The 16,629-nt window shown below is 60.4% G+C and carries 19 protein-coding genes; 4 read left to right on the forward strand and 15 right to left on the reverse strand.

The features are described 5' to 3' along the window. Window positions 1–11: 11 nt before the first annotated feature. Together LB533_RS27150 and folP are read left to right on the forward strand one after the other, a co-directional pair. Window positions 12–371, forward strand: a complete 360-nt coding sequence (locus LB533_RS27150) for a hypothetical protein (protein ID WP_224678662.1) — start codon at window positions 12–14, stop codon at window positions 369–371. Window positions 372–427: 56 nt separating this feature from the next. Beyond that, on the forward strand, window positions 428–1,204 hold the full coding sequence (folP, locus tag LB533_RS27155) for a dihydropteroate synthase (RefSeq protein WP_411908886.1): 777 nt from the start codon (window positions 428–430) through the stop codon (window positions 1,202–1,204). A 9-nt stretch (window positions 1,205–1,213) separates the two neighbouring features. Here folP and pqqE read toward each other — a convergent pair whose 3' ends face one another. From pqqE to LB533_RS27195, 8 genes are all read right to left on the reverse strand, one after another. After that, complete coding sequence (gene pqqE, locus LB533_RS27160; protein ID WP_140642601.1) at window positions 1,214–2,335, reverse strand: pyrroloquinoline quinone biosynthesis protein PqqE; 1,122 nt, start codon at window positions 2,333–2,335, stop codon at window positions 1,214–1,216. Beyond that, window positions 2,332–2,628 carry a pyrroloquinoline quinone biosynthesis peptide chaperone PqqD gene (gene pqqD, locus LB533_RS27165; protein ID WP_140642602.1) on the reverse strand — a complete coding sequence of 99 codons (297 nt, stop codon included), beginning with the start codon at window positions 2,626–2,628 and terminating at the stop codon, window positions 2,332–2,334. Before pqqD ends, pqqE begins: the two co-directional genes overlap by 4 nt. Next, window positions 2,625–3,383 (reverse strand): pyrroloquinoline-quinone synthase PqqC, encoded by a 759-nt coding sequence (gene pqqC, locus LB533_RS27170; protein ID WP_140642604.1) that lies wholly within the window; start codon window positions 3,381–3,383, stop codon window positions 2,625–2,627. Before pqqC ends, pqqD begins: the two co-directional genes overlap by 4 nt. Further along, a complete protein-coding gene (gene pqqB, locus LB533_RS27175) occupies window positions 3,380–4,318 on the reverse strand; it encodes a pyrroloquinoline quinone biosynthesis protein PqqB (protein ID WP_140642606.1) in 939 nt (312 codons plus the stop codon). The genes pqqC and pqqB overlap by 4 nt, the downstream gene beginning before the upstream one ends. Before the next feature lie 413 nt (window positions 4,319–4,731). Next, window positions 4,732–5,292, reverse strand: coding sequence for a PQQ-dependent catabolism-associated CXXCW motif protein (locus LB533_RS27180; RefSeq protein ID WP_140642608.1), 561 nt, complete (start codon window positions 5,290–5,292; stop codon window positions 4,732–4,734). Beyond that, window positions 5,289–6,182 carry a substrate-binding domain-containing protein gene (locus LB533_RS27185; protein WP_140642697.1) on the reverse strand — a complete coding sequence of 298 codons (894 nt, stop codon included), beginning with the start codon at window positions 6,180–6,182 and terminating at the stop codon, window positions 5,289–5,291. The genes LB533_RS27180 and LB533_RS27185 overlap by 4 nt, the downstream gene beginning before the upstream one ends. Beyond that, window positions 6,154–6,678 carry a c-type cytochrome, methanol metabolism-related gene (locus LB533_RS27190; RefSeq protein ID WP_140515133.1) on the reverse strand — a complete coding sequence of 175 codons (525 nt, stop codon included), beginning with the start codon at window positions 6,676–6,678 and terminating at the stop codon, window positions 6,154–6,156. Before LB533_RS27190 ends, LB533_RS27185 begins: the two co-directional genes overlap by 29 nt. A 176-nt stretch (window positions 6,679–6,854) precedes the next feature. Beyond that, complete coding sequence (locus tag LB533_RS27195) at window positions 6,855–8,630, reverse strand: methanol/ethanol family PQQ-dependent dehydrogenase (RefSeq protein ID WP_411908890.1); 1,776 nt, start codon at window positions 8,628–8,630, stop codon at window positions 6,855–6,857. An 812-nt stretch (window positions 8,631–9,442) separates the two neighbouring features. Between LB533_RS27195 and LB533_RS27200 the strand changes: the two genes are divergently transcribed. Beyond that, on the forward strand, window positions 9,443–9,796 hold the full coding sequence (locus tag LB533_RS27200; RefSeq protein ID WP_140498241.1) for a hypothetical protein: 354 nt from the start codon (window positions 9,443–9,445) through the stop codon (window positions 9,794–9,796). Window positions 9,797–9,838: 42 nt separating this feature from the next. Here the strand turns inward: LB533_RS27200 and LB533_RS27205 are convergent, their stop codons facing one another. The 5 genes from LB533_RS27205 to LB533_RS27225 all read right to left on the reverse strand — a co-directional run bounded on the left by LB533_RS27205 (window position 9,839) and on the right by LB533_RS27225 (window position 14,346). Continuing rightward, window positions 9,839–10,702, reverse strand: a complete 864-nt coding sequence (locus LB533_RS27205) for a quinoprotein dehydrogenase-associated SoxYZ-like carrier (RefSeq protein WP_140642612.1) — start codon at window positions 10,700–10,702, stop codon at window positions 9,839–9,841. A gap of 117 nt (window positions 10,703–10,819) precedes the next feature. Further along, on the reverse strand, window positions 10,820–11,761 hold the full coding sequence (locus LB533_RS27210) for a quinoprotein relay system zinc metallohydrolase 2 (RefSeq protein ID WP_411970908.1): 942 nt from the start codon (window positions 11,759–11,761) through the stop codon (window positions 10,820–10,822). Between the two features lie 65 nt (window positions 11,762–11,826). Continuing rightward, on the reverse strand, window positions 11,827–12,567 hold the full coding sequence (locus tag LB533_RS27215; RefSeq protein WP_140642699.1) for an ABC transporter ATP-binding protein: 741 nt from the start codon (window positions 12,565–12,567) through the stop codon (window positions 11,827–11,829). Next, entirely contained in the window at window positions 12,536–13,282 is a 747-nt protein-coding gene (locus tag LB533_RS27220; protein ID WP_224557152.1) for an ABC transporter permease, read from the reverse strand. The genes LB533_RS27215 and LB533_RS27220 overlap by 32 nt, the downstream gene beginning before the upstream one ends. Before the next feature lie 77 nt (window positions 13,283–13,359). Then, a complete protein-coding gene (locus LB533_RS27225) occupies window positions 13,360–14,346 on the reverse strand; it encodes an ABC transporter substrate-binding protein (RefSeq protein WP_140642617.1) in 987 nt (328 codons plus the stop codon). Window positions 14,347–14,944: 598 nt separating this feature from the next. Here LB533_RS27225 and LB533_RS27235 point away from each other — a divergent pair. Next, window positions 14,945–15,325, forward strand: a complete 381-nt coding sequence (locus LB533_RS27235; RefSeq protein WP_140498230.1) for a c-type cytochrome — start codon at window positions 14,945–14,947, stop codon at window positions 15,323–15,325. Between the two features lie 48 nt (window positions 15,326–15,373). On the opposite strand, the gene gph is transcribed toward LB533_RS27235, so the two are convergent. Together gph and LB533_RS27245 are read right to left on the reverse strand one after the other, a co-directional pair. Then, a complete protein-coding gene (gph, locus tag LB533_RS27240; protein WP_140642619.1) occupies window positions 15,374–16,075 on the reverse strand; it encodes a phosphoglycolate phosphatase in 702 nt (233 codons plus the stop codon). Beyond that, entirely contained in the window at window positions 16,072–16,629 is a 558-nt protein-coding gene (locus tag LB533_RS27245; protein ID WP_140642621.1) for a thioredoxin family protein, read from the reverse strand. Before LB533_RS27245 ends, gph begins: the two co-directional genes overlap by 4 nt.

Consider the following 16,629-nt stretch of genomic DNA (forward strand, 5'->3'; position numbering starts at 1 on the left):
ACATATTGCGCATGAGTGAAGCCGTCCATACCCGCGAAGGCACACGCCTAGGGGCGATGGCTCCGTTGGTCTCTGGCGAACTGACGCCACCAGCCGAAAATCGAAATTGCCATCCCGCGGGTTCCTCCTCGGGGCCTTTTCGCACATCTGCGGTGCCCGAATATTCGCTTCTCGCACTGTGGGGTTATGATAGCCTGGGCGACCGAAAGATCGAATACGACACGAATTCCACAATGACGATGACCACGACACCAACTGCGGTATTGCGTGGCACCGAGGTGAGCATCCCTCGCGAGAATGCACCCGGCAGACTATGTCCGAGCGATCACCAGGGAGGCATGGCGTCGATGCTCGCCGCGCTCGCCGCATGACGCGCTGGCAACTTGCTCATGGACGGCATCTCGATCTTGGTGCGAGATCGTTACTGATGGGGATCTTGAACGTTACGCCGGACAGTTTTTCCGACGGGGGAGAATTCGATCGGCCGGAGCGGGCACTCGAACAGGCCCGGCGTATGATCGGCGAGGGCGCGGCGATCATTGATGTCGGGGGTGAGTCGACCAGGCCCGGCGCCGGCAGCGTTTCGGCGCTTGAGGAACAATCGCGTATCCTCCCGATCATCGAGGCGCTGTCGTCGGACGGCGACTGCATCGTTTCGGTTGACACCTACCGGGCCGAGACGGCGCGTCTCGCCGTCGCGGCGGGCGCCCATATCGTCAACGACGTACATGGCCTGCAGCGCGAACCCGACATCGCGCACGTCGCGGCGGAAACCGGCGCTGGCCTCGTCATCATGCACACCGGGCGCGACCGTGAAAAATTGGCCGATGTAATCGCCGATCAGTTCCTGTTCCTGAACAGATCGCTGGAGATCGCGCGCAACGCCGGCATCCCGGACGACCGCATCGTGCTGGACCCAGGCTTCGCTTTCGCCAAGAGCGGAGAGGAGAACCTTGAACTCATGGCTCGCTTCGGCGAACTGCGCGCTCTTGGTTTTCCATGGCTCGTCGGCACCTCGCGCAAGCGCCTTGCCCATCACCTGGTCGGCGAAAGCGACGAAGGGCGGGACGTTGGCACAGCGGCAACCAGCGTCATCCTGCGACTGAAGGGTGCTTCGATTTTTCGTGTGCACAATGTCGGGATCAATCGCGATGCCCTGGCTTTCGCCGACGCAGTGCGCGAGCGCGAGAATACGGCGGAATGAAAGAATCTGTCAGGCGGGCTCGGTCGCGACGCCGATACGCCGGTAGGTGAATGGTTCGTTCTCCGAAGGAACTGTCGCGGTCCGCTTGGCTTCGTCGATCAGCATCGCCATGCGCGCGTGGATCGGCGACTTCGCGCAAGCCGGATCCGTTGCGGCGGCATCGCCGGCGATCGCCATCGCCTGGCAGCGGCAACCGCCCCAGTCGATCTCGCGCCGTTCACAGCTGCGACAGGGTTCCTGCATCCAGTCCGTGCCGCGGAAGGCATTGAACGCCGGCGAATCGGCCCAGATCGAGGACAGGGTGTGTGGTTTGAAACGCTCGAAGCTGAGCGACGGGATCGTCTGCGCGGCATGGCACGGCAGCACGGTGCCGTCAGGCGCCACCATGAACGCGTCACGCGCCCAGCCACCCATGCACGGTTTGGGGTAGATGGCGAAATAATCCGGTGTCACGAAATCGATGTTGATAATGCCGGCCAGCCGCTCGCGTGCTTCCGCGACGATCTCCGCCTGCCGGTCGACCGCTGCACGCTCGGGCATCAGCTGGTCGCGATTGATCAAAGCCCAGCCAGCGTACTGGACGTTGGCGATCTCGAGCCTCTCCGCATCCAGTGAAAGGGCAAGATCGATGAAATCCGGTACCTCCTCGATGTTATGGCGATGGATCGGCGCGTTGATGGTGAGAGGCAAGCCGGCAGCTCGCGCGCGGCGTGCCGTCTCCAGCTTCTTGGCGTGGCTGCCTTTGTGGTTGCCGATGCGTTCGGTGGTCTCAGGCCGTGCGCCCTGAAAGCTCAATTGCAGATGGTCGAGCCCGGCTTCGGCAAATGCTTCGATGCGGCCCTCGGCGATGCCGACGCCCGCGGTAATCAGATTTGTGTAGACGCCGCGCGCTGAAAGTCCGGCGATCAATTGCTCGAGGTCGCGGCGCAGCGTCGGTTCACCGCCGGACAGATGCACCTGCAGAACACCGAGATCGGCGGCCTCCGAGAACAGGCTGAGCCAGGTCTGCGTGTCGAGTTCGCGATTGGCCTTCTGCAATTCGAGCGGATTGGAGCAATAAGGGCATTGCAGCGGGCAGCGATGTGTCAGTTCCGCCAGCATGCCGATAGGAGGGAGGAGGGGCGTGCTCATAGCTTCACCAGCAGCTTGTCCGACCACTCTTGCAGGAAGGCGATGACGTCGGCCGCCACGGCCGCCTCCTCGGCCTCATAATCCGTGGCAAGGCCGGCGATGATTTCGCCGACCGTGGACCGTCCGTCGCAGCGCCGCAATATGTCGAGGCTGATATCGTTCGGCCAGAATATTCTCTCCGGTGAAAGCACGGCAAATGCCTGCCGCACGGAATCGTACTGTATGCGTACATGCTTCGGCAGGAAGGGTACCGATCGCAGCGACACCAAGGCTCTTTCGCGCAGCATCATCATGGGGCTGCCTCGGGGCGGAAGGCGCCGGGCGGTATGTTTCCCGGCTCGCCATAGGCGTGTTGAAGCGCATCAAGCATGGCCCAGAGTATATCGCATTTGAACACCAGCGCATCTATTGCCTGCTGCTGGCGTTCCGCCGTATCGGCATGGCTGAGCACGTAGGTGAGGGCGAAGTCGGCGTCGCGCGAGGCTTGTTCGGGTCGTTGCTTGAAATAGGCCAGCGTATCCTCGGTGATATAATCGTATTTGGCCAGCATCGCCGGTACGCGCTCGCCGATGATAAGCGGTGAGAACATCTCGGTCAGCGATGACGCGACCGCCTCGAACAGTGTTCGGTTGGTGCAAAAGGAGAGATAGGCCCCCACGGCGAACCGTGTCGCCGGCAGTGCCAGCCTTTCGCTCTTCACGGCCTCGGCGTCCAGGCCGAGCGAGGTTGCCAGATGCAGCCAGCGCGCGATACCGCCGCTCCAGCCGTCCTCCCCATCATGGTCTTCGATACGTTTGCGCCAGGCGGCGCGAAACGCCGGATCCTCGGCATGTGCGAGGATCATGGCATCCTTGCGCGGGATGACAGCCTGGTAGCAATAACGGTTCAGCGCCCAGGCCTTCATCTCGGCCTTCGATAGCGCGCCGCTGGTCATCCTGTGATGGAAGGGGTGATGATTGTGGTAGCGCTCGGCGCCGACCTGCCTCAGCACGGCTTCGAGATCGCTCGTGGACAGGCCGCCTTTGGCCGCATCGCGGAAATTGTTCAAAATTCCATCTCCATGCCGTCGCCTGCGACCTCCCAGCCTGCCGCCTTGACTGCCGCGTGTTCGGCCGAATTCTCGTCGAGGATCGGATTGGTGTTGTTGATATGGACGAAGACGCGGCGGCGCAGCCTCACATCGGCCAGGCTGGCGATGGAACCCGCGTCTCCCGAAATCGCCAGATGCCCCATGCGCGCGCCGGTTTTCTGACCGACGCCAGCGACGATCATCTCGTCGTCGGTGTAGACAGTGCCGTCGAACAGAAGACAGGCTGCATCGCAAAGACGGGCGCGCAGCCTCGCATCGATGCGTGCGCAGCCTGGAATGTAGAAGACAGAATCGCGGCTGCCGATACCCGCAATTCGGACTCCAATCGTATCACCGGCGTCGGAGCTGAAATTGGCATCTGGATGGTCTTTGTCCTCCAGATAGAGTGCTACCTTTCCAGGCACCGGAAAGCTCTCGATCATCACGCCGGTCTCGCTGCCTTCGGCATCGCAGATGACCAGTTCTTTCGCTGTCGGCAGGATGCGCCGCGGCACGACCGCCGGATCGAGAACGTTGAAAATCGAATTCGCCTCCAGCGTCGCCAGGACCTGCGCCGTTGCGTAGATGGCGAAAGGCTGCCGCTCGCGCAGGCTGAGCAGTCCGGCGATATGATCGACATCGGCATTGGTCAGCACCACCGCGCGGATAGGGGTCGAGCGCAGCGGCGCGTCGCCCGCAGGTTGCAACTCAGGGGTTGCCGCGATCTGCTGGCGAATGTCGGGAGAGGCATTGAAAAGAACCCATCCGATCCCATCCGCCGAGGCGATGACACTTGATTGGGTTCGTGAATGCACGCCAGCCATCCCGGAGCGGGCCGCGCGACTGAGACGATAATTGCAATTCCATTGCGGAAAGCCGCCGCCTGCCGCCGATCCGATGATCCTCAAATGCATGAAAATGCCCGCCCCGCGGCTTCTCTGACCAGCAGGCAATTTGCAGCCCTGAAAAGTGCCGCGCGCGCCCTACACGCGTCAAAACCTTTCGCCAAAACCCTTGCGGGGATGCGTGCCCCTGTTGCCAGGGACACGCACCTCTGCGGCCTACCTCTTGGGAGTAATTTCGGCAGGCAGATACCGGGAAATTTCCATGCCCGCAGCAACCTGGCACATGGTCGGTTTTTTCCAGTTCTTCTTCATGACATTTCTCCTCTTATACCAGTCCGAAGGGACCGATCCCTGTTGTTAGCCAACCATTGCAGGGCACCGAAGCAATGGCTCGTCCATTCACGTCTCAAAATGGACAAACGAAAAAGTAGGTTTTGAAAATTGAAAAGCAAAACTACCGGAAATAATTGCATAATCTTCCTTCAATTGTTCGTTTCATATGGTTTTTTCACCTCCAGCGGAAGATTTGCACCTTCCCACCCATCAGCGCCGAGTGGATACCAGATTACCGAACTGTAGCCCCACTCGATCGCCCGTTTGGCGGCATTCCAGGACATCCAGCAATTCGTCATGCAATAGAACAGAATCGCTCGCGATTTGTCCGTGCCGGCCTTGGCTTCGAGGCCTTGGCGAAAATAGCTGGTGGTCTCTTGCGAAATAGCGCCGTATCCCACGTTGGCCAGCCATGTACTGCCTGGAATGTCCTTTCTAACCTTGTCTCTCCATATCGTTCCTGCCGGTAAATTTGCCGGCTTGGGCGTGTTCGGCATCACGTCGAAGAAGACAGCTTTCTTCGCTCGCCACAGCACTTCAGCTTCCGCCGTCGTCACCACCCTGGCGCCTCGCAACGTCGGCGGCACCGGCGCCCGATAGTCGTCCATCCGGTATCCGCTGGGTTCGGCGATCTCGCCGGCCCGCGTCGGTTCGGCCAGACCCATAAGGCTCGCAGCGACCAGCAACAAAAACGCCTCCTTTCCCTTCATTGGGTGATCGGATTGTCGTGTTCATCTATCAGCGGGACATTGTAACTCAGCAGGAGCCTGTTGATCTCCGCCTGGTTTTCCCGGATCACCCGGTTGAGCGTCCGCTTCCATTCCTGGTCGGACGGACGTACGCCCATGGTGATGCGGTAAGACATGCGCGAGCCGGTTTTTTCCTTTACCAGCGGAACAATCGCCACATCGGCTCCAAGTTGCTTGGCATAGTAGCCTGCCATCGGCCCCCACAGGACCGCCGCGTCGATCTTGTGGGCCAGCATGTCCTTGATCATGACCTCCCCCATGGAGGGGGTGACACGCGTATCCACCGCAAGCGGATAGATCTTGGCGGTCCGCAGAAGCTTGTTGGCGGCCATATTGGCGGTTGGCGGCGTGCGCTCGACAACTCCGATCGTCTTGCCCGTGAGTTTGGGATCCTCGATCGTTTCGACGCCCTCCATATCGTTGCCCTTCGGGTAAACCAACACATAGGTGGAGCGATAATAGGCGTTGGTGTTCTGCACCAGTTCATCGCCTTGGGCATAGCCCATGATGATGTCGCATCGGTTGGCCCCCAGCGTGTTGCGAACGAAGCCGGTGACAAGTGGAAACCAGGTATAGGCGACGGACTTCCGTCCGGTTTTCGCGGCTACCAGTTCGGCAAGTTTGTTTTCGAAGCCTTCGCCGCTCTTGTCGGTGAAGGGCATATTCGAAGGATCGGCGCAGACGCGCAGAATGTCGGGATCGACCAGTTCTCCCGCCGCGCCGAGGCCGGCGCCTTGCCCCTGCGCGTTCGATGGCAACAAGGCCAGCGCGCCGAGAATCGGCAGAACGACGCGCAGCTTCAATGCACCGCAGCCGTTCATGTCATCCGCCCATGCAGGATGCTTCGGCATCCTTCGCCGCCTGCGGCTTGTCTTCGTGCTTTGGCGGCCTGCCGCGTGGCGCCGCACCATCGGCGCGCGCGCGCAGGTAGACATAGAGATCGTCCAGGTAGCAATAGACGTTCTTGTTGTCGCCAAAGGCAGGCATGACGTTTTCCTTGCCGCCGCCGACATTCTTGCGGCCCTCGGCGACGATCGAGAGGAACGTGGCGTAGTCCATGGTTTTCAAGCTGTTGACCAGGGCCGGCGCGTAGCTCGAACCTGTCGCATCCTGTCCGTGACAGACATGGCAATCGGAGTGATACCGGCGGTAGCCGCTGAACGTGTACCAGTCGACGGTTCCGTTCTCGATCTTGTAGGTCGGATTTCCATCCGCATCCAAATACTTGCCGCCTTCTTGCTTCACCGCCTTGGCTTTTTCCATGCTGTCCTCGGCCCACGCCACGCCTGAGCTTGCCAGAGGCAGCAGAGCCAGGACGAAAGCCGAAATTACAATGCGAACGGACATTCAAACGCTTCCTTCATTTGCCGTGGACACGGTTTTGCTATCGTGGCCGGCATTGATCGGTGTGTCGGGGGTGCAACCGCATCGAGAGCCCGGCCATGGTTTCGGATGATCCGGGCTCTCGTTCTTCAAACCTCCGGTCCAAAAAGACCTGAGGCGTGCTTAAGGTTCCCCGCCCGTCAGTCCGGGAGACCGAAGACGGTGAGCTGACCGCCCAGCGTCGTATAGTCGGCAAGTGCCGCATAGCCGCCGACGGCACCCAGACCAGCGGTACCAACGACCGCGGTCTGATCGCCTTGCGCACGGCCCTGATCGACGGCGCCATGCCAGGCAGCAGCGTTGTCAGGCGAAAGCAGACCGCCTGCCAGACCGATACCTGCCCACCCGCCGACGCCGGACAGAACGGCGATGTACTGCTTGCCGTCATGTTCGTACGTGGTGATGTTGCCGATGATGCCGGACGGGGTCTTGAACTTGTAAAGTTCTTTGCCGTCCTTATCGACCGCCTTGATGTAACCTTCGAGCGTACCGTAGAAGACGACGTCGCCGTCTGTCGCCAATGCGCCTGACCACACGGAGAACTTCTCAGGCTTCGACCAGACGATCTCGCCCTTGGCCGCATCCCAGGCAATGAAGTTGCCCATGCTGCCGTCGCCGCCAGGTGCCGGGTACATCGATACGGTGGCGCCAACATAAGGCTGACCGGCGGTGTAGCTTACTTTGTAAGGCTCATAGTCCATGCAGACATGGTTGGTCGGGACATAGAACAGACCGGTTTTCGGCGAATAGGCAGCCGGCTGCTGATCCTTCGTTCCAAGCGCCGCCGGGCAAATACCCGTCGAGTTGGTGTCTTCGCCGTTCTGCTGGGTCGAATATTTCGCCACGACCTGCGGGCGACCATACTGTTCGCTCTTTGGGTCCATGACGACTTCCGTCGCCCAGTTCACCGCCGGATCGTATTTCTTGGCGACGAGAAGCTCGCCGGTGGCGCGATCCATCGTGTAGGCGAAACCATTACGATCGAAATGCACCAGCACGTCGTGTTTGGCGCCATTGACCTCCATGCCATCGACGAGGATCATCTCGTTGATGCCGTCATAGTCCCATTCGTCATGCGGGGTCATCTGGTAGAGCCATTTGGCAACACCGGTATCGGCATCGCGGGCCATGATCGTCATTGACCAGCGGTTGTCGCCAGGCCGTTGGACCGGGTTCCACGTCGAGGGATTGCCGGTGCCGTAGTAGACCAGGTTCAGCTTGGGATCATAGGAATACCATCCCCATGTCGTGCCACCGCCTGTCTTCCATTGCTCGCCTTCCCAGGTGTTGGTGCCGGAATCCTTGCCTACCGGCTTGCCCAGCTGCGTGGTTTTCTCGGGATCGATCAGGGTGTCGGCGTCTGGACCTTCCGAATAGGCTTTCCAGGCAAGTTTGCCGTCTTTCAGATTGTAGGCGGCCAGCCAGCCGCGAACGCCGAATTCGGCGCCGGACACGCCGATGAGTACCTTATCCTTGACCACGACGGGGGCAGCCGTGCCGGATTCGCCTTTGCCGCCGTCGGTCATGTCGCCATTCTTGACCGACCAGACGACCTTGCCGGTCTTTGCATCGAGGGCGACGACCGTGGTGTCGGCCTGATTGAGAATGATCTTGCCGTCACCATAGGCAACACCGCGGTTGACCGTATCGCAACACATGATCGGAATGACATTCGGATCCTGCTTGGGCTCGTATTTCCAGAGGATTTTCCCGTCATTCTTGAGGTCGAGCGCAAAGACATTGTTCGGGAAGGGCGTATGGACATACATCACATCGCCGATGATCAGCGGTCCACCCTCATGCCCGCGCAGCACGCCGGTGGAAAAGGTCCATTTAACCTGCAGGTTCTTCACATTATCCGCAGTAATCTGGTTGAGTTTGGAATAGCGGGTGTTGGCGTAATCACCCGTCTGCATCGCCCAGTTCTTCGCATCCGAAGCGAGCTTTGCAAGATCCTCGTTAGCCGACGCCGTATAGGCCGCGCCGAGCGACAGAAACGCCGCAGTGGTTAGAATATACGTAGCTTTCGTAAGTACACGCATCCGAATTCCTCCCGGGGTTCACAGTGATGAATCGACTGTTAGGCCCACAAGGGCTCGCCCAAGCGATTCACGGGGGGGAAATATTTCCGGCAGCGTGTCACGACCTAAGCCAGATGTGCAGAGGGCACCGTTACTGCCCACCTCACTTTGGCCTACGAAAGACTGTCGCCGCTCCCTAATGACGGTGACGCCCTTGAAGCCGGAAACAGGGAAAGGCTATGTCATCCCAAAAGGCTAGGCAAGCAAAAAAGGCCTAGTGCATTGTTGCACCGCAATATTCTAAATGATGCACTGCAATATACAGAAATGAAAAGAACTACAAGCTTAATATGAAGTGTTTTACGCCCTCGCGGAGACCGAGAGCCGTATTAAAATAGTCTTACTATCGATCTTTTGATTTTAATATACACCGAGTTTATTTGCTAATGTTTATCACTGCCCATCTTGGATGGCATGTAAAAAGTCTCGTCGTTCCCCGGTATTGAGCGAGATACGAAGCGGTCGCGGGAGCCCGGGCGCGGAGCCGGTCATCAAGTCGTCATGCACAGCTATCGCTCGTGGACAGCCCTTTCCTCCTTTGGTCGTATACGGAACCCATGGGTGCTTGACTGGCTTTACGGCGCGTTGCCAACTGGCACGCCGATCCCGTCCGGGCGCATCGAACCCGGCCCAACCGGAGGTTCCTCATGATCAGATATGTTGGATTTTCGACCTTGCCGCTGCTCTTCACCGCGACACTGGCCATCGCAAACCCGGCGGGTGCTGCGGGAGACTATCCCACAGTAACGGTTGTCGACTACGTGCTCGGCTGCATGCGAACGAACGGCCAGACGCGTCAGGCGCTGGAAAGCTGTTCCTGCTCGATCGACGTCATCGCCTCGATCCTTCCCTACGACCACTATGAGACGGCCGAGACCTTCAAGAGCATGTCTTTGACGACGGGGGAAAACGCGGGTCTGTTTCGGGAAAGCGCACCGGCGAAGGCAGCCCGTACAGAGCTGAAGCGTGCGCAGTCGGAAGCCGACGTGCGTTGCTTCTAAAGCCCATCGCGATGGCAGCGCGGCATACCGTATTTCGAGACTTCAGAGTCCCGTTTTCTCCAGCGGCCATTGATTGCGGAATACCTTGCCATCCGTGTCGATCGCTTCGACCTGGATTTCACCATTGCCGTGCGCCGTGAAATCGAATCGGAAATTAGGGTCTTCCGAAATCGATATTCCACCTTCCATCGAGAGGATCGGCCGGCCGGCCTGCGAGATCGACAGCTTCTGAACAAAATGCGCGGGAATGAAATACTGGGTCAGTGGATCCCGCTGCAGGCCCGAATTGTTCGGGTGGCGGATCATCAACTGCAACTCCTCTGCCTTGCTCATCGTCTCCTGGGGTGGGAATTGGCGTAACTTCATCTGCCCCATCGTCGCCATGGCCTCGTCCTGGTTCTTGACCGCAGGGGCGGAGCAGCCGCCTGACGCCTTGACGAAGGTCTGAGCCATGTGGAGTTGGCCGCCTTGAGTCTCCGCTATGGCACGCAAATAGGAATAGTCGTTGACGCGCACGCGTGTCGACAGATGTGTCACGCCGGCGTCCTTGCCGATCTGGAACGTTGCCGCCACCGGCGCAGGATTGGCGTCGATGATCAAGGTCACGGATTTGATGCCGTCCGGAGCCTTGGCTGGGTCGACATAGATGTCGACAGGCACGATGGCGGCATCTTGCGCCCGCTTTGGCGCTTCGATCCTGATGACGCCGGTATCGACCAGAATAGCCCGGTCGCCGAACACGTCGCCTTTCAAGTCTTCCCAGATCTTCTCCGAAGAAGCCGTTGTCTGCTGTGCGTTGGCGGTTGTGGAGACGCCGAACAGCGTACCGATGGTCAAGATGATTGCGGCCAAGAACGATGCAGGCGACAAGGCGAACTGCCTGCTCGCGTAAGCGTGATTTTGCATTTCGATGCCTCCACCAATGCAACAGAGGTGGTGCCCAGGCTTGCTTTTAGAATATGCCTTTGACGACGCGTTGGCAAATCGCCCCACTTCATGATCTCTGGCGCATGTCGGTGTGGTCTATTCCCATTCGAGTTCAGCAAAAGCAGCCGTTGCGTTGCGCTCATTGTACTCGTCGAACAGGTGCCATTTGCCCCGTTCGCTTCCGGCGGCGGTTTTGACGGCCTCTCGGAGCGGCGTCCCGTCGGCGATCGCCTTGCGGATATCCCGCGCCAGAATCTCGAAATAGCGCCGTTCTCCTGCCAGCGCCTGCGGCCAGTTGGCCGGTACCGTACCATGACCCGGAACGACGCGCGCGGCACCGATCGCGGCGAGCGCATCCATCTGGCGGAGCCAGCCAAGCAGCGATCCGTCGAGCGTCGGCAAGGAGCCCATGAACACGAGATCGCCGGCAAAGAGCGTGCTGGTCTCGGGGTCGAAGACGGTCAGGTCGTTGTCGGTGTGCGCAGCCTTCCATGCCCGCAGTTCGAGCATGCGCCCGCCGAGGTCGAGTTCCAGGCGATCGTCGACCAGCATCGCCGGCGAAACGATCTCGACTCCCTTCATAAGCGCTTCGCCGACCTGTTCGCGATAATTGTGCAGATAGAACGCGCCACGCGCCTCGAGGGCACGCGGCAGATTGCGATGGCCAACGAGGGTCGCGCCGATCTCCCGGAATGCCGCATTGCCGAAAATGTGGTCGGGATGCATGTGGGTGTTGATCAGGAAGCGAACCGGTTTTGCGGTTATCTTTCCGATCGCGGCGAGGAAGGCGTGCGCCTCGATCAGGCTGCCGCCACTGTCGATGACGGCAACTGCATCGGTGCCGACGACGACGCCCAGATTGCAGATCGCACCGTCGTTGGTTGCGGTCATCAATTCATCCACGCCCTGAAAGGCGAAGACGCCGTCAGCGATTTGGCGGACCGAGAACCGCAGGCCGCCGGCCGCGGCCAGGGCGGCTCGTCCGAGGCAGCATGGCAGCAAGGCGGCGCTGGCGGCGGTGCAGGCAAAGCCACTCATAACCCTGCGTCGTAGCCGATCAATCGGCATGGGGTCCTCCGATATGCATTTCGCCATCAGGGCGGTCAGGTGACGCCCGGAAACCTTTGACGGAACGACCGCAGAAGGTCGCTCATCACCTGTGAATTGCGGTGTTGGCGAGGCAGCCGCACATCGAACACGCCGAGCACATGTGCTGGTCGCGGCGCGAGCACGATGATGCGATCCGACAGCATCAGCGCCTCGCGCAGATCGTGCGTTATCATCAAGGCGGTCGTAGGCCGCGCCGACCACACCGACAGAAGCAGGTGACGAAGCCGCTCGGCGGTCTGGTGGTCGAGCGAGACAAACGGTTCGTCCAGGACAAGCATCGCCGGCTCGGTAGCGAACGCCCTGGCAAGTGCTGCCCTGCGCGCAAGGCCGAGCGACAGTTCCGCAGGATAGAGCGAGCGCATGCCGGCGAGGCCGAGAGTTTCAAACAGACCGTCGAGGTTCTTCGTTCTCAAGCTTTTCGGCAACGCCAGCCTGACATTCTGCTCCACCGTTCGCCACGGCAGCAAGATCGGCTCCTGGAACACGGCCGCGATGCGGCTGGAGCCTCCTTGCGGCAACTGGAAGGATCCGGAAAAATCCTTGTCCAATCCAAGCAGGATACGCAGCGTCGTGGTTTTGCCGCAGCCCGACGGTCCCAGCAAGCAGGCGAATTCGCCTTGCCGGACCTCGAAGGAAAGGTCCTGAAGCGCCGTGATCGAGACGCCTTGCGCGGACCTGAAAGTCTTTTCAGCGATATCGACCCTAAGCGGGATGACGGCGCCAACGGGTTGCATGTCGTTCAACGGGTTGCACCAAAAGAAGTTCGATGACGAGCATCACCGCCACGAAAGCCAGTGTGTAGGCAAGAATGGCGGCGACGTCGAAGAGCTGGAAATAGAGATGGATCTGGAAGCCGACGCCGTTCGAGCGGCCGAGCAGTTCGACGACCAGGACGATCTTCCAGATGAGGGCGATGCCGGATCGTGACGCGGCGGCTAGATAGGGTTGCAACTGCGGCAGCAGGATGTGGCGGATGCGATCGAGAGGGCCGAAGCGATAGACAGTGGCCATTTCGGCGTAGCTCGGATCAAGCGCCCTGGCGCCCTCACGCATCGTCACCACGACATTCGGGATTTTGTTCACCGCCACCGCGCCGATCGCCGCCGCCTCGTTAAGCCCGAACCAGATATAGCCGAGGACGATGACCACCAGCGCCGGGATGTTGAGGAACAGAATTATCCATGGGTTGAAAAAGCGGTCGGCGCGACGATAGCTGCCGAGCAAAACGCCGATAACGGATCCGATGATCATCGCGACGATATAGGCCGCGGCGACCCGGCCGAGGGTCGCGCCGAGATGATAGAAGAGGTCGCCGCTCGCAGCCTCCCTGAGGAGCACCTGCCAGACCTGTCCCGGCCCCGGGAGGGCACGGCTCCGCCAGACACTCGCCGCAAGGCTCCACAGCAGGCAAAGCCCGAGCAAGGAAACCGCCACGGTCAGCGCAGGCATCAGCGTTGTCGCCAAGCTGGATCGCCCGGACATGCTCGTCGGGGCACCTCGTGTGCCGTTGCTGGTTTCCGGTGCGGTCATTTCGCGCGGTCCTGCCAGAATGTGCCGGGCGCCATCTCGGCCGCGCTGCCGACCAGCTTCGCGCCACCGATCGCCGCCAGCACATGATAGAGCCTGCCGGCGTCGGCCGCTTCCTCGGCAGCTGACCGTCTTGGGATGCCCTGGCGGTAGCGGTCGCGCAGTTTTTCCAGTTCTTTGCCTTCCGCGCGAATGATCGGCGCCAGGCGCAGCCACTCCTCGTCGGATCTCGCCAGCAAGTCCTTGGCTTGCGCGGAGGCCCTGACGAAGCCCCTGGCCGCATCCGGGTTCTCGTTCGCCCATTGGTCATGGAAGACGTAACCGAGTGCCGACACAGGTCCCAAGGCGCCGAGCGCACGCGTCGCATCGTTCACGCCGATCAAGCGACGAAAGCCGTTGGCCTCGAGACGGGCGCAGAAATGCCAGAAATTCAGCACCGCATCGAGTTCGCCCTGCATGGCCTTTTCCGAAATCAGCGGTGGCGCCCCAAATATGATGTCGCTGGTTGCCAACAGGTCGATCCCGTAGTCGCGTCTGGTCAGGGCCTGTATCAGGAGCCAGCTCTTGTCGAGCGGGCCACCGGCGACGCCGATCTTCCTGTGCTTGAGGTCGGCGACCGTCCGGATCGGCGATCCTTCCTTCACCATGATCGCTCCCACAGCGGTCGAATAGGGGGCCAATGTGAGGTCGCCGCCTTCCGAGCGTTGGCGCGAGACCCACAGCCAGTCGGAGACGATCATGTCGATCGCACCGGCCAGCAACGCGACGTTGGTCGCGTCCTCCCCGGCGAAATCGATGATCTCTAGATCGATCCCGTTCGCCACATCGAATTTGTGTTGCCTCAACGTGTCGAGTTCCCAACTCACGGTTCCAAACTTCAGGACACCGACGCGAATCCTGGCTGCTGCAAAGACAGGCCTGGCGGCAAGAGCAGCAACTGTGCCGAGAACCGCTAGACGCAGCGTGTTGCGCCGTGAAATCATCATGACACCTTCTCCCTGGGTTCCAGGACGTCAATCAGATCGCTCGTTCCTTGCTCGGAAATGCGCATTTCCAGCGCATGACCTTGAGGGTCGGGTGCTCCTGAGACCATTTCGCGATCTCGCTGGGCGCAAGGAACATGCATTGGAGCAGAGAGCCGCGGCTCTCGAAATAGAGGTGTTCGTCTCGGCAATTGCCCGGATTGGTGCTGAGGCACACCGTCAATATGAGATCAACCATATCCATTTAGCACCTCTTGCGCTCCGGGACGCCTGTCTCGATTGGTCCGGCCCAATGAGGAGCCTGGACAAAATCGCCAGTTGCCGGATTCCCGAGGTGCCAGTGGAGAAACCGGATGTCTTGAAGCTACGCATTCGCCCGATAGCCGTCAACAAGACGAATACCGGTACCCTGGTACCCAAGCTCTATACCTTTATACGATTGACTTTCACCGCACGCCAACTAGCTTTCCGATTCACGCGGCGTCGCTTCACAAAGGGGAAGCGGATACTCCACTCCACCGCGTAAGGTGCATGCCAACGGATGAAAGATCGGCATGCGCAAAATCGTCCAGGGCACCCAGACGATCCATGAGGAAATCCCATGCGCGCAATCGCATTTTTTGCAGTCGTGTTTGCTGTGTCCTTTATCACAAGCCAATCCCAGGCGCAGGATGCCGCGGCGGGCGAGAAGGTCTTCGCCAAATGCAAGGTCTGCCATGTCGCCGACCAGGACAAGAACAAGGTCGGCCCGTCGTTGAACGGCGTCATCGGCCGGACGGCTGGCACACACCCGGGGTTCAGTTACTCCCAAGCGATGGTCGCGGCAGGCAAGTCCGGCGTCAAATGGGACGAACCCACGCTGACGACTTATCTTCGCGATCCCAAGGCCATGGTCAAAGGAACGAAGATGGCGTTCGTCGGCCTCAAGCAGGACCAAGACATCGCCAACGTCATCGCCTATTTGAAGCAATTCTCGAAATAGCGGCGTCGCCGGCCGTTCGAACGTGCGTCCGGCCGGCGTTCGCCCCGATCAAGCACCGGCTTGCAGCCCCTGCATCGCCGCAGGCAGGTCGAAAAGGCTGTCGCAAACCTGGTCGGCGCCAAGCTCTTCAACAGGAAAATGGGTGTATCCGCCACGCAGCAGAATGACGGGCATGCCGGCGGCGCGTGCGGCGCCTGCATCGGCGCCACTGTCTCCGACCAGCAGCGCGTCACAGGGGTCGACTCCAAGCTGGGCGAGCGCCAGCAGCAGAGCATCGGGCGCGGGTTTCAGGCATGTCACAGCGTCTCCGCCAATGATCGCACCGAAATATTCCGTCAGTCCGAAATGCAGCAGGATCTCGCGAGTCGCCAACTGCGGTTTGTTGGTCGCCACGCCCATGGCCATTCCCTTCGCGTAGAAGTGTGTGAGAACCTCTCTGACGCCAGGCATCAGTCTTGTCAGGCCGGTCAGATGTCGGCTGTAGATCGGCGCCATGACGCGGTTGGCCTCATCCAGCGCGTTGCCGATGAGCGGCGCTCCTGACGCCGCGAATGCCCGCTCGATCAATTTCCTGACGCCGCCACCGATCATGGCCTTGACCTGGTCCAGGCGCAACGGCGGCAGATCGCGGCTGGCCAGCAACTCGTTGACGGCGACCGTTATATCAGGCGCCGAATCCACCAGCGTGCCGTCGAGGTCGAACAGGATCGCCTTCGGCGGTCGAAGCGACCTACCTGCGCCGACATTCATGCAGCATCCTTCCACTTGATCGAGCAGCCGATCGAGGCGATCTGGTCGAACGGGCCATCGCCGGTTCGGGCAACCTGCTTCATCGCCTCGAACAGATCGCGTCGCAGCCCGAGCGGTCCGGATTCGCGTCGCGACGCGTCCAGCCGGCCGCGATATTGCAGTCTCAATTCGCTGTTGAACCCGAAGAAATCGGGAGTGCACACGGCTGCGTAGTCGCGCGCTACGGTCTGTGCCTCGTCGTGCAGGTAAGGGAAGCTGAAGCCGTTCGTCATGGCGAAGCGCTTCATGTGGTCGAAGGAATCGTCCGGGTAGGCGTCGGCATCGTTGGAGTTGATCGCGACGAAGCCGATACCTTCGGCCTTGAGATCATTGGCGTCGCGCACGATGCGAGAGATCACGGCCTTCACATAAGGGCAGTGATTGCAGATGAAGGCCACGACCAGGCCATTCGGGCCGGCGTGACCGAAGAGGGAATGCGACGTGCCGTCGACGCCCGGCAAAACGGCATCGATGGCGGGCCAGCCGAAATCGCATACAGGTGGGACCGCAGCCAT

Origin of the sequence: Mesorhizobium sp. BR1-1-13, from assembly GCF_020165515.1 — a bacterium.
Taxonomy (GTDB): Bacteria; Pseudomonadota; Alphaproteobacteria; order Rhizobiales; family Rhizobiaceae; genus Mesorhizobium.